The 26,002-nt window shown below is 67.7% G+C and carries 25 protein-coding genes and 1 pseudogene; 21 read left to right on the forward strand and 5 right to left on the reverse strand.

Features of this window, described 5'->3' with window-relative positions:
* The first annotated feature begins 2 nt into the window (after positions 1–2).
* From OID54_RS34260 to OID54_RS34315, 12 genes and pseudogenes are all read left to right on the forward strand, one after another.
* Entirely contained in the window at positions 3–983 is a 981-nt protein-coding gene (locus tag OID54_RS34260) for a methyltransferase (protein WP_329025987.1), read from the forward strand.
* Positions 980–2,161, forward strand: coding sequence for a cytochrome P450 family protein (locus OID54_RS34265; RefSeq protein ID WP_329025990.1), 1,182 nt, complete (start codon positions 980–982; stop codon positions 2,159–2,161). The genes OID54_RS34260 and OID54_RS34265 overlap by 4 nt, the downstream gene beginning before the upstream one ends.
* Positions 2,162–2,594: 433 nt before the next feature.
* The gene (locus OID54_RS34270) at positions 2,595–3,872 is read left to right on the forward strand and encodes an alpha/beta fold hydrolase (protein WP_329025992.1); all 1,278 of its coding nucleotides are present in this window, start codon (positions 2,595–2,597) and stop codon (positions 3,870–3,872) included.
* Entirely contained in the window at positions 3,869–4,117 is a 249-nt protein-coding gene (locus tag OID54_RS34275; RefSeq protein ID WP_329027951.1) for an alpha/beta hydrolase, read from the forward strand. Before OID54_RS34270 ends, OID54_RS34275 begins: the two co-directional genes overlap by 4 nt.
* Positions 4,118–4,446: 329 nt before the next feature.
* Entirely contained in the window at positions 4,447–5,298 is an 852-nt protein-coding gene (locus tag OID54_RS34280) for an STAS domain-containing protein (protein WP_329025994.1), read from the forward strand.
* Positions 5,295–5,663 carry an STAS domain-containing protein gene (locus OID54_RS34285; RefSeq protein WP_329025996.1) on the forward strand — a complete coding sequence of 123 codons (369 nt, stop codon included), beginning with the start codon at positions 5,295–5,297 and terminating at the stop codon, positions 5,661–5,663. Before OID54_RS34280 ends, OID54_RS34285 begins: the two co-directional genes overlap by 4 nt.
* Positions 5,660–6,082 (forward strand): anti-sigma regulatory factor, encoded by a 423-nt coding sequence (locus OID54_RS34290; protein ID WP_329025998.1) that lies wholly within the window; start codon positions 5,660–5,662, stop codon positions 6,080–6,082. The genes OID54_RS34285 and OID54_RS34290 overlap by 4 nt, the downstream gene beginning before the upstream one ends.
* On the forward strand, positions 6,070–7,131 hold the full coding sequence (locus tag OID54_RS34295; RefSeq protein ID WP_329026000.1) for an ATP-binding SpoIIE family protein phosphatase: 1,062 nt from the start codon (positions 6,070–6,072) through the stop codon (positions 7,129–7,131). The genes OID54_RS34290 and OID54_RS34295 overlap by 13 nt, the downstream gene beginning before the upstream one ends.
* Before the next feature lie 2 nt (positions 7,132–7,133).
* Positions 7,134–8,612, forward strand: coding sequence for a sensor histidine kinase (locus tag OID54_RS34300; RefSeq protein WP_329026002.1), 1,479 nt, complete (start codon positions 7,134–7,136; stop codon positions 8,610–8,612).
* Entirely contained in the window at positions 8,609–10,213 is a 1,605-nt protein-coding gene (locus tag OID54_RS34305; RefSeq protein ID WP_329026005.1) for a fused response regulator/phosphatase, read from the forward strand. The genes OID54_RS34300 and OID54_RS34305 overlap by 4 nt, the downstream gene beginning before the upstream one ends.
* Before the next feature lie 105 nt (positions 10,214–10,318).
* Positions 10,319–10,625, forward strand: a pseudogene (locus tag OID54_RS39325) (transposase); the annotation flags it as partial.
* Between the two features lie 43 nt (positions 10,626–10,668).
* A complete protein-coding gene (locus OID54_RS34315) occupies positions 10,669–11,259 on the forward strand; it encodes an SMI1/KNR4 family protein (RefSeq protein WP_329026007.1) in 591 nt (196 codons plus the stop codon).
* Positions 11,260–11,512: 253 nt separating this feature from the next.
* Here OID54_RS34315 and OID54_RS34320 read toward each other — a convergent pair whose 3' ends face one another.
* The 4 genes from OID54_RS34320 to OID54_RS34335 form a co-directional block, all read right to left on the reverse strand.
* Positions 11,513–11,902: a hypothetical protein gene (locus OID54_RS34320; RefSeq protein ID WP_329026009.1), complete on the reverse strand. Its 390-nt coding sequence runs from the start codon at positions 11,900–11,902 to the stop codon at positions 11,513–11,515.
* Positions 11,903–12,012: 110 nt separating this feature from the next.
* Entirely contained in the window at positions 12,013–12,453 is a 441-nt protein-coding gene (locus tag OID54_RS34325; protein WP_329026011.1) for a hypothetical protein, read from the reverse strand.
* 520 nt (positions 12,454–12,973) lie between these two features.
* Positions 12,974–13,528: a hypothetical protein gene (locus tag OID54_RS34330; protein ID WP_329026013.1), complete on the reverse strand. Its 555-nt coding sequence runs from the start codon at positions 13,526–13,528 to the stop codon at positions 12,974–12,976.
* 642 nt (positions 13,529–14,170) lie between these two features.
* The gene (locus OID54_RS34335; protein WP_329026015.1) at positions 14,171–14,548 is read right to left on the reverse strand and encodes a DUF4259 domain-containing protein; all 378 of its coding nucleotides are present in this window, start codon (positions 14,546–14,548) and stop codon (positions 14,171–14,173) included.
* Between the two features lie 258 nt (positions 14,549–14,806).
* Between OID54_RS34335 and OID54_RS34340 the strand changes: the two genes are divergently transcribed.
* Both OID54_RS34340 and OID54_RS34345 read left to right on the forward strand, forming a co-directional pair.
* Complete coding sequence (locus OID54_RS34340) at positions 14,807–16,048, forward strand: lanthionine synthetase LanC family protein (RefSeq protein ID WP_329026017.1); 1,242 nt, start codon at positions 14,807–14,809, stop codon at positions 16,046–16,048.
* Positions 16,049–16,188: 140 nt separating this feature from the next.
* Positions 16,189–16,407, forward strand: a complete 219-nt coding sequence (locus tag OID54_RS34345; RefSeq protein WP_329026019.1) for a DUF5133 domain-containing protein — start codon at positions 16,189–16,191, stop codon at positions 16,405–16,407.
* Between the two features lie 81 nt (positions 16,408–16,488).
* Here OID54_RS34345 and OID54_RS34350 read toward each other — a convergent pair whose 3' ends face one another.
* Positions 16,489–16,977 carry a MarR family transcriptional regulator gene (locus OID54_RS34350; protein ID WP_329026021.1) on the reverse strand — a complete coding sequence of 163 codons (489 nt, stop codon included), beginning with the start codon at positions 16,975–16,977 and terminating at the stop codon, positions 16,489–16,491.
* Positions 16,978–17,072: 95 nt separating this feature from the next.
* Between OID54_RS34350 and OID54_RS34355 the strand changes: the two genes are divergently transcribed.
* The 7 genes from OID54_RS34355 (at position 17,073) to OID54_RS34385 (ending at position 25,543) form a co-directional block, all read left to right on the forward strand.
* Positions 17,073–18,263, forward strand: coding sequence for a PP2C family protein-serine/threonine phosphatase (locus OID54_RS34355; protein ID WP_329026022.1), 1,191 nt, complete (start codon positions 17,073–17,075; stop codon positions 18,261–18,263).
* 194 nt (positions 18,264–18,457) lie between these two features.
* Positions 18,458–20,140: a PP2C family protein-serine/threonine phosphatase gene (locus OID54_RS34360; protein WP_329026023.1), complete on the forward strand. Its 1,683-nt coding sequence runs from the start codon at positions 18,458–18,460 to the stop codon at positions 20,138–20,140.
* On the forward strand, positions 20,137–21,120 hold the full coding sequence (locus OID54_RS34365; protein WP_329026024.1) for a cobalamin B12-binding domain-containing protein: 984 nt from the start codon (positions 20,137–20,139) through the stop codon (positions 21,118–21,120). The genes OID54_RS34360 and OID54_RS34365 overlap by 4 nt, the downstream gene beginning before the upstream one ends.
* Positions 21,083–21,475 (forward strand): STAS domain-containing protein, encoded by a 393-nt coding sequence (locus OID54_RS34370; RefSeq protein ID WP_329026026.1) that lies wholly within the window; start codon positions 21,083–21,085, stop codon positions 21,473–21,475. Before OID54_RS34365 ends, OID54_RS34370 begins: the two co-directional genes overlap by 38 nt.
* A 205-nt stretch (positions 21,476–21,680) precedes the next feature.
* Complete coding sequence (locus OID54_RS34375) at positions 21,681–22,127, forward strand: Haze protective factor 1 (RefSeq protein ID WP_329026028.1); 447 nt, start codon at positions 21,681–21,683, stop codon at positions 22,125–22,127.
* A 110-nt stretch (positions 22,128–22,237) separates the two neighbouring features.
* Positions 22,238–22,453, forward strand: coding sequence for a hypothetical protein (locus tag OID54_RS34380; protein ID WP_329026029.1), 216 nt, complete (start codon positions 22,238–22,240; stop codon positions 22,451–22,453).
* Between the two features lie 339 nt (positions 22,454–22,792).
* A complete protein-coding gene (locus OID54_RS34385) occupies positions 22,793–25,543 on the forward strand; it encodes a hypothetical protein (protein ID WP_329026030.1) in 2,751 nt (916 codons plus the stop codon).
* Positions 25,544–26,002: the final 459 nt, after the last annotated feature.

Below are 26,002 nucleotides of genomic sequence, written 5' to 3' on the forward strand. Positions count from 1 at the left end.
TCATGCCATTGCCCGAAGAATCCTCTGGTGTCCCTGCTCCGGTACTGGATCGGCTCGGCGCGGCCGGGTACCGCGCCATGATCGCCGGTGTCCGGCTCGGGGTGTTCACCGCGCTGGAAGCCGGCCCGCTGTCCGTCGAGGAGCTGGCCACCACGATCGACGGTGACCCGGCCGGGGTGCGCAGCCTGGTGAACGTCCTGGTGACCTTCGGCTACCTGCGGCGCGACGACAACGACGGGGTCACGATCGCCGCGGCGCCCGGCCCGGTGGACTCCGAACTGTTCTGGCACGAGGTCCTGTTCGAGCACTGGGCCGACATCGAGGACACCATCCGTACCGGCACGCCCCGCCGCGGCTTCTACACCTGGCTGAGCGAGCGCCCCGCTTCCGGGGCCCGCCTGCGCCGGATGCTCGCCGGCGCCGCCGTGGACCTGGCCGATGACATCGCCGGCGCGCTGCCTCCTGCGGCGACCGTCCTGGACATCGGGGGTGGCCACGGCGACCACGCCGTCGAACTGTGTCGCCGCCGCCCGGACGTGCGGGTCACCGTCTTCGACCTGCCCGAGACGATCACGGCCCTCCGCGAAGACGCCCCGTCGGACCGGGTGACGGCGCAGGCAGGTGACTACCTCACCGACGACCTGGGTTCCGGGTACGACCTGGTGCTGCTGTTCAACGTCCTGCACGGCCACCGGCCCGAGGAATGCCGCGAGCTGTTCCAGCGCGCGGCGAAATCGCTGTCCCCCACGGGAAGCATCGCCATCCTCGACCACGACCGGGAACCACCGGCCGGTCTTGGCCCGGCCGCGGCAGGGTACCTCGGCATGTTCGACCTGACCCTGTGGCAGGGCCACGGCGGCGGCGTGCACCGCTACACCGACCTCGCGGCATGGCTGGGGGAGGCCGGGCTCACCGAGACCCGGGTCGCGCCGCTCGCCGGGTCCCCGCTGGAGAAGCTGCTGATCGCCGGTCGGCCGTCGTGACCGCCGACCCGTACCCGGGCTACGCCTGGTTGCGCGAGAACGACCCGGTCTGCCCCGTCGACGACCCGCACCTCCCGGGCCGGATGTGGCTGGTGACCCGGTACGACGACGTCCGCGCCTGCCTGGCGGACCGCCGTCTGGGCAACTGCGCCCCGGTCAACCCCGACCCGCACCCACCCGGTCTGTCCAATCTGGACGATCCCGAACACGCCAGGCTGCGCCGGCTCATCGCCGCGGCGTTCACCCCCGCCGCAGTGTCACGCCTGCGCGGTCGCATCGCCCGGACCTGCGCGCACGCCGTCGATTCGTTCGCCGGGCGGGGGCACGCGGACCTCGTCGCCGAGTACACCCGGGAGCTCCCGGTCGCCGTCGTGCACGACCTGCTCGGCATCCCGAAATCCGAGCGTGCGCCCGCCGCCGACGTGCTGGACATGTGGTACCGCGGGAAGTTCCAGCAGCCGCGTGACGAGGTGAAGTTGGCCGAGGTGTGGGACTACGTCCGGCGGCTGGCGGCCTACAAACGATCGCACCCGGGGGACGACCTGCCGACGAGGTTGATCGAGTCGGGCGCGCTGACCGGGGACGAGCTGGAGGTGATGGTCATGACGTTGATCGGCGCAGGTCACATCACCACGATCCAGTTGCTCGGTACCACCATCCTGCGCCTGCTTGACGATCCCGGTCAGCGAGCTGCCCTGCTCGGCGGCGACATCGACTGGTCCCAGGCGATCAACGAACTGCTGCGCCTGGACTCGCCGGATCACGTGGCGGAGTACCGGTACGCGGGCGAGGACATGACGATCGGGGACGCGCGCGTGGGAAAGGGCGATGTGGTGCTGCTGTCGCTGGCGGCGGCGAACCACGACCCGAACCGCTTCCCCGACCCCGGCGCCCTGAACCTCACCCGTGATGCCCGCCCGCACCTGGCGTTCGGCCACGGCCCGCACGCCTGCGTCGGCAGCCATCTGGTGAAGCTGGAGACGGAGATCGCGATCACCACCTTGTTCGGCCGCCTGCCGGATCTGACCCTGGACATCCCGAACAGCGAGGTCGACTGGGGCTACGCCCCGACGTTCCGCGGCCCCCGGGCCCTCCCGGTCACCTTCACCCCCCAGGAGCCGACAACCTCGTCTTCGCTGGGGAACGCGACGGACCAGCGGAACTTGACTAGGCAGTAGGTCTCTCCAGGTCTATCCGGAGTGGGCGGGCGGGCTGATGGACGAGCATCCGCGACTGGATCGACACCTCGGCGCGGGTGGAGCGGTCTCAGTGGACCGAACCGCGAGTGACCTGCGTCGTCGACGACTTCACCTGCGACGGCGGCCACGCCGTACATGAGCACCGACACAGCATCGAGCTGGTCCGCCAACCGGTTCTCTTTCCTCCGGTGCGAACCGCACCATGTCGAGCACCGGGCCCCTGACCGTAGGACAGCAGCTGACGAGCCATCAACAGAACTGTGCCGTGGTTGCGTCGGTGATACAGAACTGATGGGAGGCCGAAGTCGTATCCGTGCGTGGCGGCTACACACGCTGTCCACAGTGGGAAGGTCCGCGGACGTCGTGGATTCCTCACCTTCCTCTCGCACGGAGGTTTCTTCTCTTGTCGTCGATGACCGATCACCTCGGTGAGCAGTCCGGCCCGACCGGTATGGTGCGCCGTCGCGCCCTGGCCGTCTCCGCAGTGGTACTGGCCGGGCTACAGGCGAGCACTGGCGCCGTCGCCGCACAGGGCGGTGAGCGTACCGCCAGGGCGGGACTCCACTGGCAGCTCTGCTCGACGGTGAAAGCGGGCTGGCCGATCAAGAACGACACCCGCACCGAGTGCGCCGAACTGACCGTGCCGATGGACTACGCCAAACCCAAAGGCCGGAAGATCCAGATATCGGTGAGCCGTGTCAGGGCCACACACCCGAAGACACCGACGGCACCCATCGTGTCCGTTCTGGGCGGACCGGGGTACTCCAACATCAGCGACCCGGCGTCCATGACGCAACGCGGACTCGCCTCACTCAACGCCGACCACGATCTCATCGGGCTGGATCTCCGGGGCACCGGATATAGCGACGGCATCCCCTGCGACCAGAAGCCATGGCCCGAACCGGCACCGACGACGCCGGAGAAGAACCTCCAGAAGGTCTTCTTCAACCACCAGGCCGAGTACAACAGCCGCTGCTCGGCCATCGATCCGGAGTTCGTACGGCAGATCACGCCGGAGAACGCCGCCCGCGACATCGATCGGTTCCGCAAGGCGCTGGGCACCAAGAAGATCAACTTCTATGGATCCTCCTTCGGCACCGCCATCGGAATGGCCTACCGTGCCCTCTTCGACCGCCGCACGGAACGCATGTGGCTGGACTCACCGGTGCCCCCGACACGCCACCTGCCCACCATGGACGCCGGCATGGAGTCGAACGGCACCAAGGACACCGCGCCGTTCGTTAACTGGCTGGCCCAGCGCGACGCCGAACACCACTGGGGCACCGACGAGGCCACCGTTCGCGGACGGCTTGGCGATCTGCGCGGCCAACTGGAGAAGAAGCCACGCACCACTCACGGGACACGTCTGGACGGGCACTGGGTGGTCAGCCAGGTCCACCGCCCCCGAGAGGAGTGGGACGACGCGGCGAAGAACCTGGTCACCGTGCGCAACAACGGCACACTTCCTACACCCCGGCGGCCGTCGCCGAACGGACACCAGCACGCCCGCTCGGAGCGGGCAACCCGCACTACCTCTCCAACACACTCCAGTGGTACGCCATGTTCTGCAACACCGACCTCGCGAGCCGCGGTTTCGGAGACCTGTGGGCGACCCGTGAGGTCCGCCGTGCGGCCAATCCCCTTACCGGAGGATCGGAATTCAGCACCTCGTGCGCAAAGTGGCCACTGAAAGCGCCGGCCGCCAAGCCCACCCACGGCAACAGCGCGCTCCAGATCTCCGGCCACCTCTACGAGAGGGTCACCCCCTACCTATGGGCCGAACAGGCCAGGCACGCCACCGGAGGCACCCTGCTCACCATCCTGAACAGCGGACACGCCGATCTGCCCTTCACACCCTGCGCCGAGAAGGCCATCACCTTCTTCCGCACCGGACGCACGGCCAAGGGCACGTGCGGCGGCAATCAACAGCCATGACGCAGCCACGGTTGCTCGGCAAGGGGTCGTCGGGCGTCCAATGATCCTCTGCAGCGGCGGCGGGGGCACGGGATGGCCCGTGCCCGCGTGGCCGGGTGCAGAGGAAGAGGCGCAGCCGTGAGTACCGTCACACGGTGCGCTGCGCATACCGGGGAATGCGTGAGATGGCCTTCGCGCCACCGGTCATCAGACCTGTGACTGCCTCGGGCGCGCAGCAGACAGCTAGGGGCCCCGGGATCGTGATTCGGGAACCGAACAGGCATTCTCCATGCCGTACGCTGCACAAGCGTTAACTGATCTCATCAGCTGATTTTCAAGGAGTGGCCGTGGTGGCGAAACAGAGTGGTTCGGCCAGGCTGGTGAGTTTGTTGTCGGCGGATGGTCAAGATTTCGCGGCGCAGTGGGTCACCCGGGTCTCCGAGGGGCTCGCCGGCCGGGTGAGCCGGGCCGAGTTGGACCGGGAAATGCACGAGTTGTACGCGGCGCTCGTCGAGGCCCTCCGGGCAGGAGCCGAGGACGCCCACGGCGAGGCCCTGTCGGAATTGCGCGCCCTTCTGACCGAATTGTCGCGGAACCGCGCCCGCCAGGGGTTCACCCCGAGCGAGACCGCGCTGAGCGTCTTCGCCCTCAAGCAGGTCCTGGAGCCCGTGCTCGAAAGCGGCACCGCGGAGGACGTACGTGCGTACATCAGGCTGAGTCGGCTCCTGGATGACCTGGGGCTCTTCACCATCGAGACCTACACCCGGGCCCGGGAGGAGATCATCTCGGCCCAGGCCGACCAGCTGTTGGAACTCTCCACCCCTGTGGTCAAACTGTGGGACGGAGTGATCGCCGTCCCCCTGGTGGGCACCCTCGATTCCGTGCGGACGCAGGTCGTCATGGAGAAGCTGCTCCAAGCCCTGGTGGACACCGGATCCGAGCAGGCCATCATCGACATCACCGGCGTTCCGGCCGTCGACACCCAGGTCGCTCAGCACCTCCTCAAGACCATCGTGGCGGCCCGCCTCATGGGTGCCGAGTGCACGGTTTCCGGTATTCGTCCGCAAATAGCCCAGACCATCGTCGCGCTGGGCATCGAGTTCGGCGACATCGTGACCAAGGCGAGCCTCGCGGATGCGCTTCAGCTCGCTCTTCGCCGGTCCGGTGTCGAGATGGTGGCCCGCAAGGGTGGGCAGCCGTGACCGATCGCGTACCTGTCCTTCGGATCGGGGATGTCCTGCTGGTGTCGATCCAGGTGGATCTGGAGGACGACACGGTGATGAATCTCCAGGAGGACCTGGCCGAGCAGATCGTCGCCCGGTCCGCGCGCGGTGTGGTCATCGACATCACCGCCGTCGAGATCGTGGACTCCTTCGTGGGGCGCATGCTCGCGACGATCGCGGCCATCTCCCGCATGTTGGACGCCGAGACCGTTGTGGTGGGAATGCGCCCTGCGGTCGCCATCACCCTGGTGGAACTCGGTCTGTCCCTGGGGGGCGTGCGCACCGCCCTCGATCTGGAGAAGGGGCTTGCCATGTTGGGCCGGGGCGACGCGGGCCGGCCATGACCGAGCCCTGGACGCACGACGGAGAGTTGCAGTCGCTGCCCATCGTGGCCAACGAGGACGTGGTACGGGTGCGACGGCTCGCCCGTGAGTTGGCTCAGCGCTGCAAACTCTCACTGGTGGACCAGACGAAGTTCATCACCGCAGCCAGTGAGCTGGCTCGGAACACCCTGGTGTACGGGGGCGGCGGACAGGCGCGCATCGGACTGGTCCGCCGTAACGGCCGGGCCGGAGCCTTCGCGGCATTCGAGGACTCGGGGCCCGGAATCCCCGATGTGGACCTCGCCCTGACCGATGGGTGGACCTCCGGCGGCGGCCTCGGTCTCGGGCTGAGCGGTGCCCGCCGCCTCGTGGATGAGTTCTCACTCGACACCGAAGTGGGGCGTGGCACCACCGTGTCACTGGTCAAGTGGGTCCGGTGACAACGCTGACCGTGCTGGAGTGCGAAGACATCGCCTGGTTCCGGAGCGATCCCGCATTCCCCGCAGCCGCACGCGGAGCCGCTGCCGCACTCGCCCGGCGGATCGGCTTCGACGCCCATCGGGCCTCCGAAGTGGCGCTCGCCGTCAGTGAGGCGTCGACGAACCTCCAACGCCATGCCGCAGACGGGGCGTTGCTGTTGCGCGTCCTTCGTACCCGGGACAGTGCGGCCGTCGAATTCGTCACCGTGGACACGGGACCGGGAATGGCCGACGTGTCCGCAGCGATGGCCGACGGGGTCTCCACGGCGGGCACGCTCGGCATCGGGCTGGGCGCGGTCGCCAGACTCGCCGACGGCTTCGACATCCACTCACTGCCGGGTCGGGGCACGGTGATGGCGGCGCAGTTCTGGCCGCGCAGTCGGCCCGCTGCCGGACATCCGGTGCCCGCCAGACCGGTCGTGACCGGACTCACCCGGCCGATCAGCGGGGAGACCGTCTGCGGCGACGCCTGGTCGGCGCGCGTGGACACCACAGCATCGGAGACCGGACCTGCGCTGCTCATGATGCTCTGCGACGGGCTGGGACACGGCCCTCTGGCGGCCCGCTCCAGCGAAGCAGCCGTGGGCGCGTTCCGTCGCACGACGGCCCGCGACCCCGAATCGATCCTGCGCGAAATCCACGGAGCACTGCGCGGAACCCGCGGTGGCGCGGTCGCCGTCGCACGGATCGAACCCGACCGGCAGCGCGTGCTGTTCTGCGGCGTGGGCAACGTCAGCGGCTTCCTCATCGCACCGGGAACACGCAAGAGCCTGCTGTCCGCGCCCGGCATCGTGGGCCACCAGATGCGTACGCTGCGCACCTTCGACCTGCCGTTGATACCGGGAGGCGCACTGGTCCTCCACTCGGACGGGCTGACCGAACGGTGGACCATGGATGCCCTCCCCGGGCTTCTCCAACACACTCCTTCCGTGGTTGCCGGTCAGCTGCTGCGCGAAGCAGCCGTGCGACGGGACGACGCGGGAATCGTGGTCGCCAAGGGAGCGTGGTAGCGGTGAAGCCTGTCAACAGTCCTGCGGCCCTGGTGACGCTCGGCATCAACTCAGCGCAGGATGTCTTCTCCCTCCGGCGCAGCGGCCAATTGGCTGCCGAGACGCTCCGGATGGAACGGCAGGACCAAGTCCGCCTGGCTACGGCACTCAGCGAACTGGGCAGGGACAGACTCGGCAGTACCGAGCTGACCGCCTCCTTCGGACTGCACGAAGACGGGCAGACCTTCCTCACCGTGACGCTCCAGTGGGCCCACGGCCTGGCACCGACCGAACAGGCGATGCAGCTCGCGTCCCGGCTGCTGCACCGGGTCCGCCATCTGCCAGGCGATCCCCACCGGATCGTCCTGGAGCAACCTGTTCCCGCCGGCGACGGACTCGCTGTACATAAGGAAAAGCTGCGGGACGCCTTGCGGCCCACCGCTCCGGCCACCATGGCCGAGGAACTGCGGGCCCAGACGCAGGACCTGATCGCCACACTGGAGGAGACCCGCGCCCAGCGCGAAGAACTGCGCCGACTCAACGAGGAGCTGGAGGAAACCAACCGAGGGGTGCTGGCCCTCTACACCGAGCTGTCCCAGGAGCTGGAGACCACCAACAGTGGTGTGGTCGCGCTCCACACGGAACTGGAGGACAAATCCCGCCAGCTCCGTGCGGCCAGCGAGGCGAAGACCCGCTTCTGGGCCAATGTCAGCCATGAGCTGCGCACCCCCGTCAACGCGGTGGTCGCCCTGTCCCGGCTGCTCCTCGACCCTCAGTCCGCCCGCCTCGACGAGGATCAACACCGGCAGCTCTCGCTGATCGCATCCTCCGGCCAGACGCTGCTCTCCCTGGTGAACGATCTGCTGGATGTGGCGAAGGCGGAGTCGGGGCAGCTGGAGCCCCAGCTTGCACCCGTTGATCTGCACATGGTCATCGGACAACTCGGCGGCGCCCTTGCCTCCACGGTGCGCTCGGAGCCGGTGGCCCTGCGGCTGCCGCCGCTGGCCGAACTACCGGCCCTGGTGACCGATGAAGTGCTGCTCACCCGAATCCTGCGCAATCTGCTCTCCAACGCATTGAAGTTCACCACAGAGGGCGAGGTCGACCTCGAAGTCCGCACAGTGAAGGAGCAGACGGGACCCTGGCTGTCGTTCACCGTCACTGACACCGGCGTTGGTATCCCCCTGGAAGAGCAGCAGCGGGTGTTCGAAGAGTTCTACCAGGTACCGGGTCCCCACCAGCGGGGCAGACCCGGGACCGGACTGGGTCTGCCCTATGCTCGTACGCTCGCCCAACTGCTCGGTGGCTCCATGGAGTTGACCAGTACGCCCGGCCGTGGCACCCGGGTCGAGGTCCGTCTACCCGATCTTGACCCGAGCGAGATCCCTGTCGGTCCGACCCGGCCGGAGTCCCACACCGACCGCAGCACCGATCACCTGCCCCAGGACGGACTGCACCGCGTTGCATCCCGAGGCTCTGAGCGGAAGGGGCCCGGCGCATGAACGACATGGGTCTCGATGGTGCGCCCGCCACGGTGTTGGTGGTCGATGACAACGAAGCCACCCGCTACGTCCTGACCAGCTGGCTCCGACGCGCGGGTCACACCGTCATCGAGGCGCCGGACGGCACCAGCGGGCTGGAACTGCTGGCCACGCCCGGTGCACCGCTCCCGGAAGCCTCCATCATCGATGTCAACCTGCCGGACATCAGTGGTTTCGAGGTCTGCGAGAGGATCAAGGCCGACCCCCGTACCGCCGGTGTGCCGGTGATCCACGTGTCGGCCTCGATCATGAGCCCCGAGGACCACGCCAGGGGTCTCCAGGGCGGTGCGGACGCCTACCTCAACCAACCCATCGACCGCGATGAACTGCTGGCCACCCTCACCGCAACCCTGCGCTACACCCGGGCGTGGCAGCGCGCCGAGCGGCTGGCCAACCGGCTCCGGACGCTGAACCACACCACGCTCGACGTCTACAAGGCGGTGGGTTTCCACTCCTTCGCCGCCGCGGCCACCACCGGCGCCGCCGAACTGCTCTCCTGCCCGGCCACCCTGGTGTTCCTGACACCGCAGAACCAGGTTGTGCACAGCATGACCGAGGGACCTGAGGCGACTTGCCGGTTGCTCCCCTCCCACCCCCAAGCGCTCTACCTGCTCACCACCCAGGCATTGGGCACGGGTACGGGGGCCGAGAGCGCCCGGATCCCCCAGGCGCTCTGGCGGACACTGCTGCCCGCCGACCAGTTGCGCGAAGACGTCACCCTGGTCGTCGCCCGCACAAAGAGAGGCCGCCCGCCCCTCTGCCTCGCCGTCCCCACCGAGTCGGTGCGCGGTACGGATGACCTGGAGTTGATCCAGCAACTCGCCAACGCCTGCGCACTCTCCCTCGAATCGCTGCGCTCCTACGCGGAGGAACACTCGCTGGCGCTCACCCTCCAGAAGACGTTCCTGCCCGAAGGGCTGCCGACGGTATCGGGCGTCGAGATGGCCTTCCGCTATGTTCCCGCCAGCGCACAGACCGAAATCGGTGGCGACTTCTACGAGGCGCTGGAGACCGCGGACGGGCTCCTCGTCGCCATCGGCGATGTTGCGGGGCATTCGCTCGCCGCCGCAGTGGTCATGGGCGAGGTGCGCCACGCACTGCGCGCCTACGCCCTCGAAGGCCATCCGCCGCACCACATCCAGGACCGCATCGAGACACTCCTGGCCCATTCGCGACCAGGGGTCACGGTCACCCTCTGCATCGTGCTGATCGAGCCCGGTGGACGCCGGATCCATGTCTCCAACGCGGGCCACATTCCCCCGCTGCTGGTCCATCCGGACGGAAGTGCCGGATTCCTCGTCGAGCACGGCCCTCTGCTGGGTCTCGGGCTTGCCCACTCGCCGGCGACCGTTCACAACACCGCGCCCAACACCCGATTGGTGCTGATGACCGACGGCCTGGTCGAGGAACGCAATCGGAACATCGACGAGAGCCTTGAGGGCTTCCGCGCCATGGTGGTCTCCGGACCAGACGACCTGGAGAAGCTGTGCGATCTGCTGCTCCACGCCCTCGGCAGGGACAAGGATGACGACATCGCCCTCCTCGCCCTGCGACTGAGCTGACCTCCACCCGCTCCGAACACGTCCAAGCGATGTGAATCGCCCCCCGCCCAGGCGACGCCCGTGCTGCCACACGCGCCGGGCCCGGCTCGCCCGACAAGCCGTCCAGCCGCCTGCCCCGAACTCGACGCCCTCACCACCCACGTCCGCTCCTTCGCGGAGATGCCTACTGAGCACCAGGGTGAACGGCTGCCGCAGTGGCTCGATGCCGTCCGGCGCGACGACCTCGCCAGCCTTCGTACCCTCGCCGCAGGCATCGAACGCGACCGCGATGCCGTCATCGCCGGGCTCACCCTGACCCGGAGTTCCGGCGTCGTCGAAGGAGACGTCAACCCGGATCAAGATGCTCAAGCGCCAGATGTTCGGCCGCGCTGGCTTCGCTCTCCTGCGGAAGCGGGTCCTCCTGGCCAGCTGACCACCGCCGCCCATAGGGTGGCGGGGACGAGAGAAGATGCACCATGGATCCCCGCATACCCCGCCTGCGTCGCAAGCTGGCCGCGATCCCGTTCCAACCCCTGCGCAGCCACTCCTTCGGGGAAGAGCAACACGAGTTCTGCCTAGGTCCGAAGCTTGCGGAAACACACGTCACCGCGTTTGAGGCCGAGCACGACATCGCCCTGCCAGACGCCTACCGGCAGTTCCTCACCCACATCGGCGGCTCAGGCGCGGCGCCGTTCTACGGCCTCATGCCGCTGGAGCGGTGCTCCCTGCTGGTCATGAATCCGCGCGGAGAATCATCAGGGTCGCCCCGCGGCTTCGACGGCGCAGAACCCGGGGCACACGAACGCGACCTCTTCCTCCACATCATCGAGATGGGCTGCACCGACGTATGCGTCATCGCGGTGACCGGTCCCCTCACTGGCCGCGTCCTCATCGGCAACAGCGATGGGTTCTGGGGCCCCAACGTCTCCTCCGCCACCGACTTCCTCGACTGGTACGAACGCTGGCTCAACCACATGAGCGCCGGACGCGACAACCGGGCCCTGGAACTCACCTCACCCCGGCTGCGCGCCCATCCCGACCGCCATCGCATGGCCCCGAAGATCTGACTCTCCGCAACGACTACACGGAATGTGAGCCAGAACCCAATCTCATGAACATCTCGACGCGCCAAGATCGCCAAGTGACTACCGAGCTCACGAACAAGCGCTGCTGCCGAACGTGAACGAAGCCGCTCCAAGCCCGGGCCCCGCAAAGGGCACTCGGCTACCACGACTAGACCGCCACCCGCCTGGCCACGGAAGCCAGCGCAACCTGGAGTCGGTACGCCCAGGCGGCCATCGACGGTGAAGCGCAGCCACCTCACGCCGGGTCCGCCGAGCCTCGCTTGTCCTCAACGTGGACGACGTGGAGTTCGGTGCCATCCTGATGGCGCTTGGAACGTCCGAACAGCCCGACAGAGATCTCCGACCGACCTTGCGGCTCATCAGGGCCGACATAGGTAAGGACGTCGTTGTGGTGTCCGGTGACGACCCATCCCTCGACGTCCTTGAGGTCGATCACCCCGAAATCTCCTGCCGAAGAGCCGGCATGTGACGGGCCGAACTTCTTCAGGATCTCGGTGGCCTGTTCGGCGAGCTCTCCGTCCGGAGCAGTCAGCACGACACAAGTGCCCTGTTCGAACAGCACCCACGACTTGCGAGGGTCGGCGAGAAGCCGCTGCCAGACGTCTATCAGTATCTCGGTTTTCACAGTGGCATCATGCCGCAGAGCACCGACACAGAGTGACCGTCGACCAGCGCTGCAAAGGCACGACCAGCACTGCAAAGGCAGTCGGACGAAGAAGCCAGCGGCTCATGGGTTCAGGGCAGATGATTCCGGACAGTCAGCCACTCCAGGGCCAGGTCGTGGAGTGAGCCAGGCGGCAGATGGTGCTGGAGCCGCTCAAGTGGCGCGGTGACGTTCTTGATCCGGCGCAGGAGACCGATCTGCTCGATCGGTCGGTCCTGCCACCGGACACTCAGTTCACGGGCTTGCAGCGGCGTCAGAGCCAGCGCACTCATGATGTCCGAGGCGACGGCAGCAGGGTTCCAGTCGGAGTCGTTGGGATCTGGACCAAGCTCCTCGATGATCATCGTCCGCAGACCGCAGCTTTGCCGAGTCATTCGTGCCTGATCCCACGAGCCTTCACCATGCATACGGGCGTTGACCTCTAGTGACAGCTTGGCCCACTGTTTTCGCGACTCGGCAGGGAGGCGCGCATTCTCGGCACGGGACAGCGCGACCTCGCGGAGGTACTCCATCTCCTGCCCATCGACACCTGCACGATCTGCCCGCTCCCGGACCTCCTCAAAGAAGTTCCGGTCCCTTCCACCGCCGCTCGCTCTGTGCTCCATGACACGAAGGATCTCCCCGCACGACACCGCCGGTCCACTTCCAAGGCGGCCTGGTCCAGCCCCATCGCCTTTGCCGTGCGGATCCCGGTCGCGGCCACGAGCCATCGATGATCTGCGCGGTCAGGAAACTCCGGGCGACGTCGACTCGCCCGCGAACCGTATGCTCGCCGAGTCGACGCTCGCGCAGCAGATAGCTGCGGTTCAGGGCTGACCGCCACCGAGTGGAAGACCCACCTCCCCGATCTGCCGTACCGGGCCACCTGCTGAAACTGCGGCACACTGATGGACGGGACTGCAACACCTCCGCTGACCTCACCTGCCCCTGCACCAAGGGAGCCCTGTTCATGTGTCTGCCGGCCCCAATGGGGCCGGCAGACACATGAACGGAGGGGGTACGGCAGCCGGGCCACCGCACCCACTCCCCGGGTCACTTGCGCTGAATGAGCTGATAGCTTCCGTTGTTGCCGACGGTGAAGTCCTGGTAGGGGTAGTAGTTGGCGTAGCAGCCATACTTGATCACGCACTGCTCAAGGTGCCCCTGCATGACCACGCGAGCGTTCACCGCCCCCGGCCGGTACTCCAGGGTGTTCTTGATCTCGCCGTGGTACTTGATGGTCGCCTTGTCGTAGTTCGCGATGTAGGCGTCCCTGGTGACACGGGAGACCTTCTTTCCGTCGTAGCACCAGTTGACACGCATGTGCCATTCTGCGGTCTTGAACCCCAGGGTGCTGCGGTAGACGATGTACCGGTCGGCATGGGTGCACGACGTCTTGCGGGCCTGGGCAAGTGAGCCCGAGGAGCTCCTTGGGACATCCCTGACCTCTGTCAGTCCCGGGTCGACAACACTCCGGGCGACTTCGGGATCGCTCTTGATCGTCGCACGGTCGGCGTCGGTCATCACACCGGTGGTGGCAACACGTACCACCGCCTCCCGGACGGCAATCGGATCAGGCTCGACCGCCTTGGCCGGCAGAGCGCTCATCAACAGCGCACAGGCTGCCGCACTCACTACGCCGCAAACCGAGTTCCTGGTGGACACCCGCATTCGTGTCCAGCGAGAAGGGTGCATGGTCATCCTCTCTGTGGTTGCCGCCACCCCACGCACTCTCAGAGCGATGCCCCGAAGCTGAGCAAGCCTGCATGCGAGCCGGTGAGAAGCGGCGGTCCTGCCGTGCCTCTTCCTCACCGAGTCTTCGCCCGCTCCGGATTGTTGAGCACCCCCCTCCCACCAGTGGAAACAATCTCCCGGGACCCGTGGACCACGTAGAGGCGCCACCTCCGAACCTGGCGACCGATGCGGCACCGACGGCCATCACCAGCCCAGGCCGTCCCGGACAATGGCATGAACCGGTCCGCCGGCAGCCGGACTGTGCGGAGCCGGGAAACCCGCACCGCCGCACAGAACACGGACCGCACAGCCGCGGCCCGACAGCTACCACCGGATCTTGGACGCGTACTGCGGCCGAAGGAATGGACCTTCTCATCGAGATCGCGGAAAGCCGGCCGCATCAACAGCAGCATCAGGACGTCCGACGCCTGCTCCGACGGGACCAGGCGAAGGTGTGCCTGCTGGTGGAGGCCGCTCGTCCTGCACGCCGTGTGGGTGTTCAGCCGGAGACAGTCCTCAGTCTGAGTCCTCCTTCCTCCTGAGCGCGGCCAGTTCGTCGAAGGTACGGATCAGGACGGTGCGTCGCTCGTCCTTGTGACCCGGTGAGGGCATCAGGCCGTCGATGGAGCCCTCCCACACCGCCATGTATGTCTTCTTCCACTCCTCGACCACCTCGGCCTCGGGCAGCGACGCCCCCACGTAGCCCTGCCGCGCCAGAACGCTCAGCAACTCCAGGTTGGCCGGCACCGTGACTCCCCAGTACTCGCCAGGCTCGATCTCGACCGGGTCGCCGGCCATCGCGTCCGCCACCTCGGTGATGAGCCGGTCCGTGAGGATCGACAAGTGGTCCGCGGCCGTGTCGTTCTCGAAGTTGCCGGGTCCCCAGGTGCCCACGGGTCTCCTCTGCTGGTCGGGTCGGTACCCAGGAGTTGTACCAGCGCGCACTGACAACCGGGCCGCCCGGAGGCGCAGCGGGCCGGGATGCCCGGAACGACGCGGACAGGTCTCAAGTAGCGGAGCCGGTAGTCGCCCCGTCGGCCATCGTCCCCGCCTGGCATGCCCGGTTCAGGAACAAGCTCAGGGCTTGTTTCTGAACCGGAGACGGCTTGATGTGAGACGTGGGGCAGCCCGAGTCTGTGGAACGCTAGACCGATGATCACTGGTGCACCGGATGACGCAGAGTCGCTTGCCTTCGGGGCCCTTGAGTGGCTGACGAAGGCTGCGCGGGACAGCGACGGTGGTGTGGCCTGGCCGAACACTCTCGCCGACGACCAGGTCACGCCCGGGCTGTACAGCGGAACTTCGGGAGTGCTGCCGGCTCTGCTCGATGCCTGGCGGTACTTCGCCGACGATCGGTACGCGGACATGGCGTTGCGCGGTGCCCGCAGTGTCGCTGCCGCGGTCGAAGACTGGGAGGACAGCGGCCTGTACACGGGAGTGGCTGGCATGGCTGTCGCCCTGCGGGGCGTGCACCGTGTGCTCGGTGACACCGCGGCGGGGGCATCCGCCGACCGTGCTCTGGATGTCCTGCGCTCCCGCTACGACGGCGCGGGTTGGAACGACTACTTCGAACTGATCGCAGGCAACGCAGGCATAGCGCTCGCCGCGCTGGAGTGCGGCGACCTCGACCTCGCCCAACTGGCCGTCGACCGCTACCTGCACGCTGCCGAGCCCACCACGGCTGGCGTTCAGTGGGAGATCCGGGCCGGTGCGGTTCCCCGCCTTCACCATATGTCGCACGGCACCCTCGGCATCGTCTACGCGCTCGCTGCCGTCGGCCGGGCCGCCTGCCGCCCCGACCTCGTCGACCTCGCAGTGGCCGGAGCCGCCGACGTCGTCTCCCGCAACGAAGCAGGCCCGGAGGGCTTCCTCGTCGGACACTCCGATCCGCAACAGCAGCACGAGAAGATCGAACGCCACAACTACGGCTGGTGCCACGGTCCGGTCGGCGACGCCCAGGCGTTCCGGCTACTGGGCCACGTCCTGCCCGACGATCCCGCCTGGCCAGCTCTCGCCGACCGCTGCTGGCACACAGTCGTCAACTCCGGTATCCCACGACGGATCCGCCCCGGTTTCTGGGACAACAACGGCCGCTGCTGTGGCACCGCCGGCGTCCTAGCCCTCGCCTGTGACCGCCTGGTCGAACGTGGTGACGGTCGCGACTTCGCCGACATCCTCGTCGCCGACCTCGCGGCCCGCGCGACGACCGACGTCGACGGCATCCGCTGGTCCAATGTTGAACACCGCGAGACAACTGGGGACCTTGCCCCCGCCACCGGCTGGGCCATGGGCAACGCAGGCATCATCCGGGAGCTCTTGCGCCACGCCCGCATCACCGCGAACCGCGAGCCCCAGTACGCTCTACCCCTCCCCGACCACCTACCCACTGTCTGAACGGTGAAGTGCACCCCGGTTAGATGTGGCTGAGGGCCCAACCGTGCCAAGGCAGGTGGTGGGGGTGTGGGGAGTCGGCCGGGGGGTATCCGGGCCAGCATGAAGGAGAAGGCACTGCCTTTGGGCACGGGAGGCTGATCATGCTGATGGTTCATCTGTCCGTTCTGTCGCGGCTGGTCAGCGACTACGAAGCCCTGAACCGGCAGGACGGCGATCCGGTTGTGCGACGGCGGAGGGACGATCTCGCCTACACCCTGTGTGTGTCCACCGGAACGCGTGACATCGACACGGCCCTCGCTGCGGCCCGCCATCGCCTCGCCCAGGCCAACTCCGAGGACGCCACTCTCCTCCCCGCCTGAACCACGTCCGACGACACTGGCCGGACTGACCGACGCAGTCGCCTCTTCCATGAGCGACAGTGCGGTCCCCGCGTGGGCTGCTCAGGCCGATTCTCGATGGTCGAGGGGCTGGGCGGGCTCGCTGACGGCGTCGCACAATGCGCTGAGTCCGGTAGCGAGGGCGTGTTGGGCGTCGGGAGGCATGCGGCTCATGGCCTGACGGAGGGTCTGCTCCCGGCGATCTCTGATGACGCGCAGGTGCGCGATGCCCGTGCCGGTGAGTTCCAGCAGCATTTCACGGCGGTCCTCGGTGCGCGGGGTCCTGCGGATGAATCCGGCGGCTTGGAGGCGGTCGCAGAGGCGGGTGACGGAGGGTGCTGCTACGGAGAGACGACGGCCCAGCGTGCTCGCGTTGATCCCGGGTTCGCGTTCGATGATGTACATCACGCGCGTCTGGGCGGGGGAGATCGGTGCGGTACTGAGCGTGCTGCGGCCACGCTCCCAGGCAATTTCGAGGAGCTCCAGGACCTGGCCGATCTCGCGCACGGCATGGGAGCCGTGCTGGTGCAGGGGGGCGGAGGTCTCGCGCATGTGACGCTCCCGAGGGCCTTCTGTGCCCGTTCCGGCTGGTCGATATGGACAGTCGCGTAGATGAAGATATGCGAAAGAAAGAAGGACCGGTACCAGTGGACAGACCCAGCGCGGTCGAGCGTTCTCTGCGCAAGGCCGCGCCCCATGAGATCTTCGACGTGATCCGATCCCTGATCGAGCGCCGTCATCATGCCCGTTCGGTGGAACTACTGATGGCCGACTATGCCATGACGAGACTGCAGCCCATCGGGGTGCTGCCGCACACCCTGCCCCCGCTGTCGGTCCACGACAGTGCTCCGGGCCGGGCGTTCGGCGCCCAGAAACCGCACTGCGTGTACGACGCCTCGACTTCCACTGTAACGGCGCACCTGCCGGTCAGCGTCAGGGGGGACAGGCTGGGCGTCCTGAGCGTCAGGGTGGAAGGCGGCGAGGACGGACTGGCTGCGGATGCTGTCGAGCAGCTCCAGGAGTACGCGGACGCGCTGGCGCACGAAGTGGTCGTCGCGGAGCGGGACACCGACCTGTTCCTACAGGCGCGCCGCGCGGAACGGCTGACGCTCGCCGCCGAGATGCAGTGGCAGCTGCTGCCCGGCCGTTCCTGCGCCCGGCCCGAGTACAGCCTCGGCGCCCAACTTGAACCCGCGTACGCCATCTTCGGCGACAGCTTCGACTGGGCGGCCTCCGCTGACGACCTTTACTTGACAGTCAGCAACGGCATGGGGGAGGGGATCGAGGCCGCGATGTTGACCAGCCTCATGGTCAACGCCCTGCGCAACGCCCGGCGTGCCGGCCTGAATCTGAGTGACCAGGCGTACCTGGCCGACCAGGCCATTTACGGGCAACACCAGGGAAGTCGCTATCTGTCGACGCTGCTGCTCCGGTTCCACCTCCCGACCGGGGACGTGGAGATCATCGATGCCGGCTCACCGCGCATCTGGCGGTTGCGTAACGGCGCGGTCGAAGCGGTCGAGCTTGAGGCGCAGATGCCCCTGGGAATGTTCCAGGACACTGCCTACATTTCCCAGCACTTCAGGGTCGAGCCTGGAGACCGGCTGCTCTTCGTCAGCGACGGCGTCTATGACGCGCTGTCACCGGGCGGCGAGAAGTACAGCTTCCGCGCCTTGGCCGCTTCGATCACCAGTACACGTCTGCTGCCCGCTTCGCAGGTGCCCAGAGCGATACTCCAGGAACTGCTCGGGTATCGCGGTTCCGGCCCGGCCGTGGACGACTCTCTGGTGGTGTGTTTGGACTGGCATGGCCGTCCGGACCCGGCGGGGGCCGGGTGATACCAGCATGTGACCTTTCCGTGAAGGTTCTGAACCTTCACGGTGAGAGGCGCCCTCGGGTGCGGCCTTTCACCGGAAGGCGGCACCGGGGGCGGGTTGCTATCGATGACGCGCCTGAGTGATGCTTGCCGCCGGTTAAGTATTTTCCTCCAGTTGGGAAGGGTGGTGCGGTTCGCCCCGGGCGGGCCCTCTCCATGGCCTCTACCGAGGGAGTCTCCGTCACGAGATCCGAGCAGTACGTCGCTTCCGGCCTCTGGGCCCTGTCCCCCTACCCCGCGATCGTGGCCGATGCGGCCGGAACCGTCGTGGAAGTGAACCCCGCCGCCGCCCTTCTCCTGAAAGGCGCGGCGCCGGGGGCAAGCATGCTGGACGCGGTCCCCAACTGGCTGGCCCGCGCCCACAGGGAAACGGTGGCGCACGGATGGCGTCCTGCCCGGAACGGTTGCCACGCGGGGGATCTCCCCTCGGTATCCGGGCGGATCGCCGCGCACAGCTACGAGGCGCACCCCACCCGGCGCGAGGACGGAAGTGTGGTGTGGTGGCTGGTCGACGACACCGACCGGCGCCTCGCCGAAGAGGCGCTCGCCACCGAGCGGGAACGCACCAGGTTCCTCGCGGAGGCATCCAACGTCCTGCTGGCCTCGTTGAACACCGACAGGTGCATGACCGCCACCGCGCGGCTGGCCGCCGAATACCTGGCGGATGTCGCGGTCGTCGTCGCCCCGGCGTCCGGCGGCAAGCTGCCCCTCGCACTCGGTATCGCAGGCCAGGACGTCACCCATGCCCTGGTCGCCGCCGATCCGTCCCAACTCCCCGGCCTCAGTGAGGCGCTGCAGGGATTCCCGCCCGTGCCCTCACGGTGGATCGACCCCGCCAACCTGCCCGACTGGACCGTCCCGCCGGACTACAGCGAAACGATCCGGTCGGTCGTCGTGACCCCCCTACCCGGCCACGGCGTGCCCGCCGGAGCCCTGATCCTGCTGCGTACCACCGACCACGCGCAGTTCAGCGAGAACGAAGAGATCTTCGCCCGGTTGTTCGCCGCCCGGGCCGGCGCCGCCCTGTCCGCCTCCCGTCTCTACAGCGAGCAGAGCGCCATAACCCAGACCCTCATGCGTGACCTGCTCCCGCCTCGGCTGCACCGGCTCAACGGGGTGGAGATCGCCGGCGGCTACCGAGCTGCCGACGCCAGCGAACGGGTGGGCGGCGACTTCTACGATGCCCACCCCGGCAGCACCCCGGACGACGCGTCACTGGTCATCCTCGGCGATGTGTGCGGCAAGGGCCTGGACGCGGCCGTTCTGACCGGAAAGATCCGCAACACCCTGCAGGCGCTGATGCCGATGGCTGATGACCACGAACGAATGCTGCAGCTTCTCAACGGAGCCCTCCTGACCTCCCACCACACCCGCTTCGCCACGCTGGTGATGGCATCGGTGAAGCGCACGGAGAACCAGGTACAGCTGCGCCTCACCTCGGCAGGCCATCCCGCCCCCTTGGTGGTTCGCATGGACGGCAGCGTCGAGGAGGTGCCCACTCGCGGCACTCTGATCGGAGCCCTCCCGACCATTGAGGTCCGCTCGGTCGAGACGGTTCTTCAACCGGGCGAGATCTGCGTGCTCTACACGGACGGATTCACTGAGGCCCGCGGCGGACCGGTAGGCGACGAACTGTTCGGCGACGACCGTCTGAAACGAGCGCTGTCGGAGTGCGCCGCGATGCCCGGAGAAGCCGTCGTCGAGCGGATTCAGATGCTCGCCTCGCAGTGGGTGCGCGGTGCCAGCCACGACGACATGGCGGCCATCGCGATCAGTGCCCCCCTCACGACCCACCTGAGCGCGGTGAACGGCCATACTCGGGGCAGATACACAGCGTGAAGGCGAACAACACTGGCTGCGCCGGCGGCATTCGGTCTCTGCGGGACCGGCTGTGGACCGCGGTGACCTGCCGTGACGAGTACCGTGCCGCAGATATCGTCTGCGCCGCTCTGGAAGGCGGCGTGAGTCCGGAGACGGTTCTGCTGGATCTCATCGCCCCGGTGCAGATGAAGGTCGGCGAAGAGTGGGCTGCCAACCGGCTGAGCGTCGCCCAGGAACATGCCGCCAGCGCGATCACTGAGCGCGTCATCGCCACCCTCGCCCACCACCCCGCGGTCCGTACCCCACCCGCGCTGGGCCGCGTCACCGTGGCATGTGTGAATCAGGAGTGGCACGTCCTGCCAGCCCGTCTCCTCGCCGAAGTCCTCACACTGCGCGGCTGGCAGGTCGACTTCCTGGGCGCACAGGTACCCACCCCGCACCTCATCGCCCACCTCCACCACAACGGCGCGGACGCCGTCGCGCTCTCCTCGTCCATCCCCACCCGGCTGCCCGACGCCCACGCCGCGATCACAGCCTGCCAGGCCATCGGCGTGCCTGTCCTCGCCGGCGGAGCGGCTTTCGGGCCCGACGGCCGCTATGCCCGTCTGCTCGGAGTCAACGCCTGGGCCCCCGACGCACGAGCCGCAGCCCAGCAGCTCTCCGACGGTATCCCCACGCCCAGCCTCGCCGCCGGGCGGCAGCAGATCGACGACCTGCCCCACCTCGCCGACCAGGAATACACACTCGTCGTCCGCTCCCAGGGGCAGCTCGTCAAGGAAGTCCTCACCCGGCTTGAGGATGTTTTCCCCGCGATGGCCGCGTACACGGCTGTACAGCGCGAGCGCACTGCCGAAGACATCGGACACATCGTCGACTTCCTGGGCGCGGCCCTCTACATCGATGACGACGACCTGTTCACCACCTTCATCACCTGGACCGCCGACATCCTCACCGCACGCCATGTGCCCGCCACACTCTCCCTTCACCCTTACCGTTGACGCCGCCGCGGGCACTGCAACCCTCCAACTCACCAGCGACCTCGACTACGCCACCAGCGATGAACTGGTCCGGTACGCCGACCACTGCCTCACCACTCACCGTGGACTGCACGACCTGCGACTCGACTGCACCGGGCTCCAGTTCTGCGACTCCATGGGCATCTCGGCCCTTTTGATGATCCATCGCAAAACCACCGCGCGAGATGTACGGCTCCACCTGGACCATCCGCCGGCGTCCCTGGAGCGCATCCTGAGCATCACCGGAGTAGCGGTTCTCTTCTCGCAGGCGCACATCGCCCAGCAGGCGGAACAGGCCCCCGTCGGGAACCGCACGTCACCCGACCCCTCCGTCTGATCCGCCCCCCACACACACACACCTAGCACCGGGCAGCCCGTACGGCAGGCAGGGCCGCCGGTATCGTGGTTGACCACCGCAATGCAGCAGGCGATCGAGGCGGTCGAACCGGTGGGGCGCGAGATCGATTCCGTGCACGAAGGCGCCGCCCAGTGGACGCGTCGAGGCATGAGGAATTCGTATGACCGTTGACGAAACTGTCCGGATGACGGGCGCGGTGGCCATCGACCGGTCAATCTTTGGACTGGATGAGATGCGACGGCCAGGCGAACAGCGCCCATTCTGGGCTGAACTACCGGTGGACGGGACGCGAGTGCGGGTGGGCCAGGGCGTTGCGTTGATCGTCAGCAACGCGCAGGCTCACGACGCGTCGGTGGTGATTGAGGTTTCCCCGACCGTATCCGACCCGGGTTCCGATTTTGAGCTGCTCGGTGAGTGGCCATGGGTGACGGGAACCGGTCAGCAGATCCTGTGCAATATCGACGGACCGGCGCTTGAGTTCCGGCTCCGGGCGGACAGTCGGTACACCCTGAGGGTGTGGTGCGCTGGGGGAGATACGGCTGATGCCCGGTTTCGGGAGTTGATGGGGGTCGTCTTTCCGATCGAGGGCCTGGAGAAGTACCACTTTGGCTTCACTCCCGCGAATGACTAGATGGGGAGAGGGGGCGTGGCCCCGGCGCAGGGGATGACGGTCGGAGAACTCGCCCAGGCCGGCGGTGCGAGCTCCCACAATGCGACGGGACGGTTGGATACCTCTTTTCGATGGCCATCGTTGTCGCCTCACCGGTGCTGCTGATAGCCGGAACGCCGTTCCGCCACCGGTACCTTCGCTACGTGTACCGGGATGAGGCACCACTGATCCTGGAGAAGGAGCAGGGCCGTATCAGTGTCCACTGGTTCGTGGTCACCAGCCCTCTCCTCGATTGGCTCTGCTGGCCGACAGAATCACTCGCCCGGCTCATCTCACGCCGAGGTTGAACGGCGAGCTATGAACCTCCCTCCATGAACCTTCCATGACGCTTCGCAACAATGGGTCGCGATGGTGAAGTCGCCTGATCTGAGCTGGAGTTGTGGCAATTCGGAAGGCTTCTGCTCCCTCTTCTGACGCGCTACGACTTGGGCGCACCTCCGCACCGGTCAGGGAGCGGCTGTCACCCAAGAGGGTTCCGCGGGAGTCGACTGCTGGGGCTTCGTACGGACTCCGGCCATCTTCTCCACGCGAGGCAACCGATGACGGTACGTCACCCTCTGGCCGTGCGAGGGCTCACACGGGATCCCCGGTGAGCTGAGGCTTGACCGACGACGAGGAGAACCATCGTGAGACTGGTCTCACGCGCGCTGACGGCCGCCCTGACGGCTGTGGCGCTGGCCGCCGGGGCTGCGCATGCGCAGCCGACGGCCGAGTCCATACCCGGGGCGCCCCCGGGCGCCTCGGAGGAACGGCTGCCGAGCGGGTGGCACATCGCGGACGGGGAACTGGTCTGGAGTTCGCCCGAGCCCGTGGGCATGGGCAGTGCCCTGATCGAGTTCCGCTCCGGGGAACGGACGCTCGGTGTTCCTGAGGCCACTTCCGATCACCGCACCTTCCGGCTCCGTATCGACCGGGCAAGAGTGGGACCGGTGAGCGAGCTCCAAGTGGTCGCCGGTTGGCGGCGGTTGGACGCCGCGGGCGCTCACCGGGCGCCCGACCAGCGGCGTGCGCCGGCCCCGGCGACGCCCCCGGTCCCGTTGCCCACCAACCCCGTCGACCCCGGTGTCGCCGGCAAGTACCGCACCACCAGCGGCGAGTACGCCCTGAAGTCGGTCAAACTGCCGGGGTACAAGCACCCTGTGGAGATGCGGGCCACGGTCGTCGGTCCGACGGATGCACCAGGGAAGCGGCCCCTGGCACTCTTCCTCCACGGCCGCCACACCACCTGCTACGAGCCAGGTACGGACGAGTCGAACATCCGGTGGCCGTGCCCGACGGGACAGAAGGCGATCCCGAGCTACCGCGGCTATCGGCATGACCAGAAGCACCTCGCGTCCCAGGGCTATGTGACGGTTTCCATCTCCGCGAACGGCGTCAACGGACAGGACGGCTGGAAGGTCGATGCCGGGGCACAGGCCCGGTCCTCGCTGGTGCGCCAGCACTTGGCGCGCTGGGCGGAGTGGGGGGCGAAGCCCGCGAAGGCCCCTGGAGCCGTACAAGCGATGGATGCCGTGGATCTCTCGAAGGTGCTCCTCGTCGGCCATTCCCGGGGCGGCGAGGGTGTGAACCGGGCGGCCCTCGACAGCGTGTTTCCGCCCCCGCGCGCCGAGGACGGCGCCCGGGGTCCGGTGCGCTGGCGGATCCGCGGCACCGTCCTCATCGGCCCCACCATCTTCGGCCAGAACCCCGCGCCGGATGTGCCCTCCATGACCATCCTGCCCGGCTGCGACGGCGATATGAACGACCTGCAGGGGCAGATGTACCTCGACGCCTCCCGGGGCATCGGCCGGGGCACGGCACTGCACAGCGCGGTGTACATGGTCGGCGCCAACCACAACTACTTCAACACCGAGTGGACGCCGGGACAGGCGGAAGCGCCCGCCCACGACGACGTCTGGGACGACGAGGATCCGGTGTGCTCGGCGGGGGCCGGGACCAGGCTGAGCGTCAAGCAGCAGCAGACGGCGGGTACCACCTACATCGCCGCCGCAGCACGGCTGTTCCTCACGGGCGACGACCGGGTCCGCCCACTCCTCGATGGATCTGGCCGCCGTGCGCCCTCCGCCGGCCCCGCCCGGGTGCTCACCCATGCCGTCGGCGGCAACCGCACCGCGGCGATCCTGCCCGACGCCCCGCTCTCCGTGACCAACGGGCGCGTGTGTCAACAGGTCTCACCGAGGGATGCCCAGGCATGCATCCAGCGCTCCGAGCCCAATCGGTCGCCACACTTCGCACCCTGGGAGTACACCGAAGACGAACCGGGCCGCAACGCGGTCAGGGCCGACTGGGACAAGCCCGGCACACCGGTGAAGCTGACGCCGCAGCGCGCATTCTCGCTGGCCGGCTCCGACGCGCTCGCCCTGCGGGTGATCGTCCCGCCGGACATCTCAGGCACCCGGCTCGACATCGCCGTGACCGACGCCTCCGGCAAGCGTGTGACGCTCGGCCGGGTGGAGGTCGACGGACTCCCCGGCCCCAGCGGGACGGCCTCTGACTGGGCGCGTGAGCTCCGCGTCCCGCTGAAGGCCGCCACCGCTGCCGGCCTCGACCTGAAGCGGATTCGGTCGTTGGAGCTCACGCCGCGTGGCGCGTCCGGCAAGCTTTGGCTGCTGGACGCCTGGGGCTGGCGCCCCGGCACTCCGGCAGTGCATCCCGTACCGCTCCCGCGGGTCGACGTCGATCTGGAGACGGTCAAGGAAGGGGACTCGGGTACCCGCACCCACCGGGTGAAAGTCCGAGCCACCGGCAAGGGCACCGGCGTGATCAAACTCGGCGTCATCGACCCGAAAAGCGGCCGGTCCACGGTCCGCACGGTGAAATTGCAGGCCGGTGGTTCCGTGAGTGTGCCGATCACGGTCCGGGGTAATCGCACCTTCGACAACGATGTTCACCACCCGGTCGTGGCCAAGGCCGTGCGTGGCACGACGGTGGGCGCCGCCGCCGGGGGCGTCCTCGCCGAGAACGACGACCCCATGCCTGTGATCAGTGTGGATCCGGTCGCCGACTCGGTCGCTGAGGGTGAGAGGCTCACCTGGCGGGTGAGGCTCTCCGCTCCGGCCGACAGCGTCTTCCTGGCCCGGTTCGCCTTCCGGTCGACGGGCGGGGGTCCGGAGCTCTCCACGAAGGACGTCGATCCGCAGTGGCTGGCCCAACTCGGTGTGACTCCCGATCCGGAGCGTCCACTGTCGGGAGCCGAGTACTGGTTCCCCATTCTCCCGGGCGAGACGAGCATCGAAGTGTCCGTGCCCACGGTTGCCGACGCGCTGGCCGAGCCGGAGGAGGCTCTGCGGATGCAGTTGAGCATATTCCAGCTGGACGGCAGTTGGTCGGAGGGGCCGACTGTCACAGGGAAGGTCAGGGATCCGGGGCAGAGTTGACACCTGGGATGTCCCATCTCATGAGATCTTGCCGAGGTGGGGTCACCCACCTGCGTGGTAACTAGCGCCTCGTCAAGCCACGTTCGCCCTGCCGGCCACGCCGCGCTGGCGTTGGTCGGCGGGGTGCTTGTCCGCCAGCCCTCCCGACCGGCACCGTGACTCCTCGTCCGAATGTGTCTGATAGCGATGGGTGGCCTTGAGGTATCCCGGGGCTCATGCTGAATCAGGACCGCTACACCTTGGGCGCGTGATCCACAGCTCATGGCAAGCGTGCGCTTGGATGAAGCAGGGTGCCTATACGGCGCATCGGCTCTCCAGGGCCCAGGAGCGTTCCATTCTGTGGGAGTTGCCCTGGGGGATTGACTAGCGCCCTTCGGCGACGGGGCCTTCCGCGGGAGGTGTCCCCCTTTCAGGTGATGGTCGGTCTCATGCCTAACCGCCATGATGGGCTTACGCCAC

This window comes from Streptomyces sp. NBC_00690, from assembly GCF_036226685.1.
Taxonomy (GTDB): Bacteria; Actinomycetota; Actinomycetes; order Streptomycetales; family Streptomycetaceae; genus Streptomyces.

Excerpts from the sequence above, each read along its gene's own strand:
- OID54_RS34315 (WP_329026007.1), top strand. The coding sequence starts at position 10,669 with ATGGATCCCCGCATACCCCGCCTGCGTCGCAAGCTGGCCGCGATCCCG.
- OID54_RS34340 (WP_329026017.1), top strand. The coding sequence starts at position 14,807 with ATGATCACTGGTGCACCGGATGACGCAGAGTCGCTTGCCTTCGGGGCC.
- OID54_RS34370 (WP_329026026.1), top strand. The coding sequence starts at position 21,083 with ATGTGCCCGCCACACTCTCCCTTCACCCTTACCGTTGACGCCGCCGCG.
- OID54_RS34330 (WP_329026013.1), bottom strand. The coding sequence starts at position 13,528 with ATGAGCGCTCTGCCGGCCAAGGCGGTCGAGCCTGATCCGATTGCCGTC.
- OID54_RS34380 (WP_329026029.1), top strand. The coding sequence starts at position 22,238 with ATGGCCATCGTTGTCGCCTCACCGGTGCTGCTGATAGCCGGAACGCCG.
- OID54_RS34350 (WP_329026021.1), bottom strand. The coding sequence starts at position 16,977 with ATGCGCGAGACCTCCGCCCCCCTGCACCAGCACGGCTCCCATGCCGTG.
- OID54_RS34270 (WP_329025992.1), top strand. The coding sequence starts at position 2,595 with ATGACCGATCACCTCGGTGAGCAGTCCGGCCCGACCGGTATGGTGCGC.
- OID54_RS34360 (WP_329026023.1), top strand. The coding sequence starts at position 18,458 with ATGGCCTCTACCGAGGGAGTCTCCGTCACGAGATCCGAGCAGTACGTC.
- OID54_RS34260 (WP_329025987.1), top strand. The coding sequence starts at position 3 with ATGCCATTGCCCGAAGAATCCTCTGGTGTCCCTGCTCCGGTACTGGAT.
- OID54_RS34290 (WP_329025998.1), top strand. The coding sequence starts at position 5,660 with ATGACCGAGCCCTGGACGCACGACGGAGAGTTGCAGTCGCTGCCCATC.
- OID54_RS34325 (WP_329026011.1), bottom strand. The coding sequence starts at position 12,453 with ATGGAGTACCTCCGCGAGGTCGCGCTGTCCCGTGCCGAGAATGCGCGC.
- OID54_RS34345 (WP_329026019.1), top strand. The coding sequence starts at position 16,189 with ATGCTGATGGTTCATCTGTCCGTTCTGTCGCGGCTGGTCAGCGACTAC.
- OID54_RS34305 (WP_329026005.1), top strand. The coding sequence starts at position 8,609 with ATGAACGACATGGGTCTCGATGGTGCGCCCGCCACGGTGTTGGTGGTC.
- OID54_RS34375 (WP_329026028.1), top strand. The coding sequence starts at position 21,681 with ATGACGGGCGCGGTGGCCATCGACCGGTCAATCTTTGGACTGGATGAG.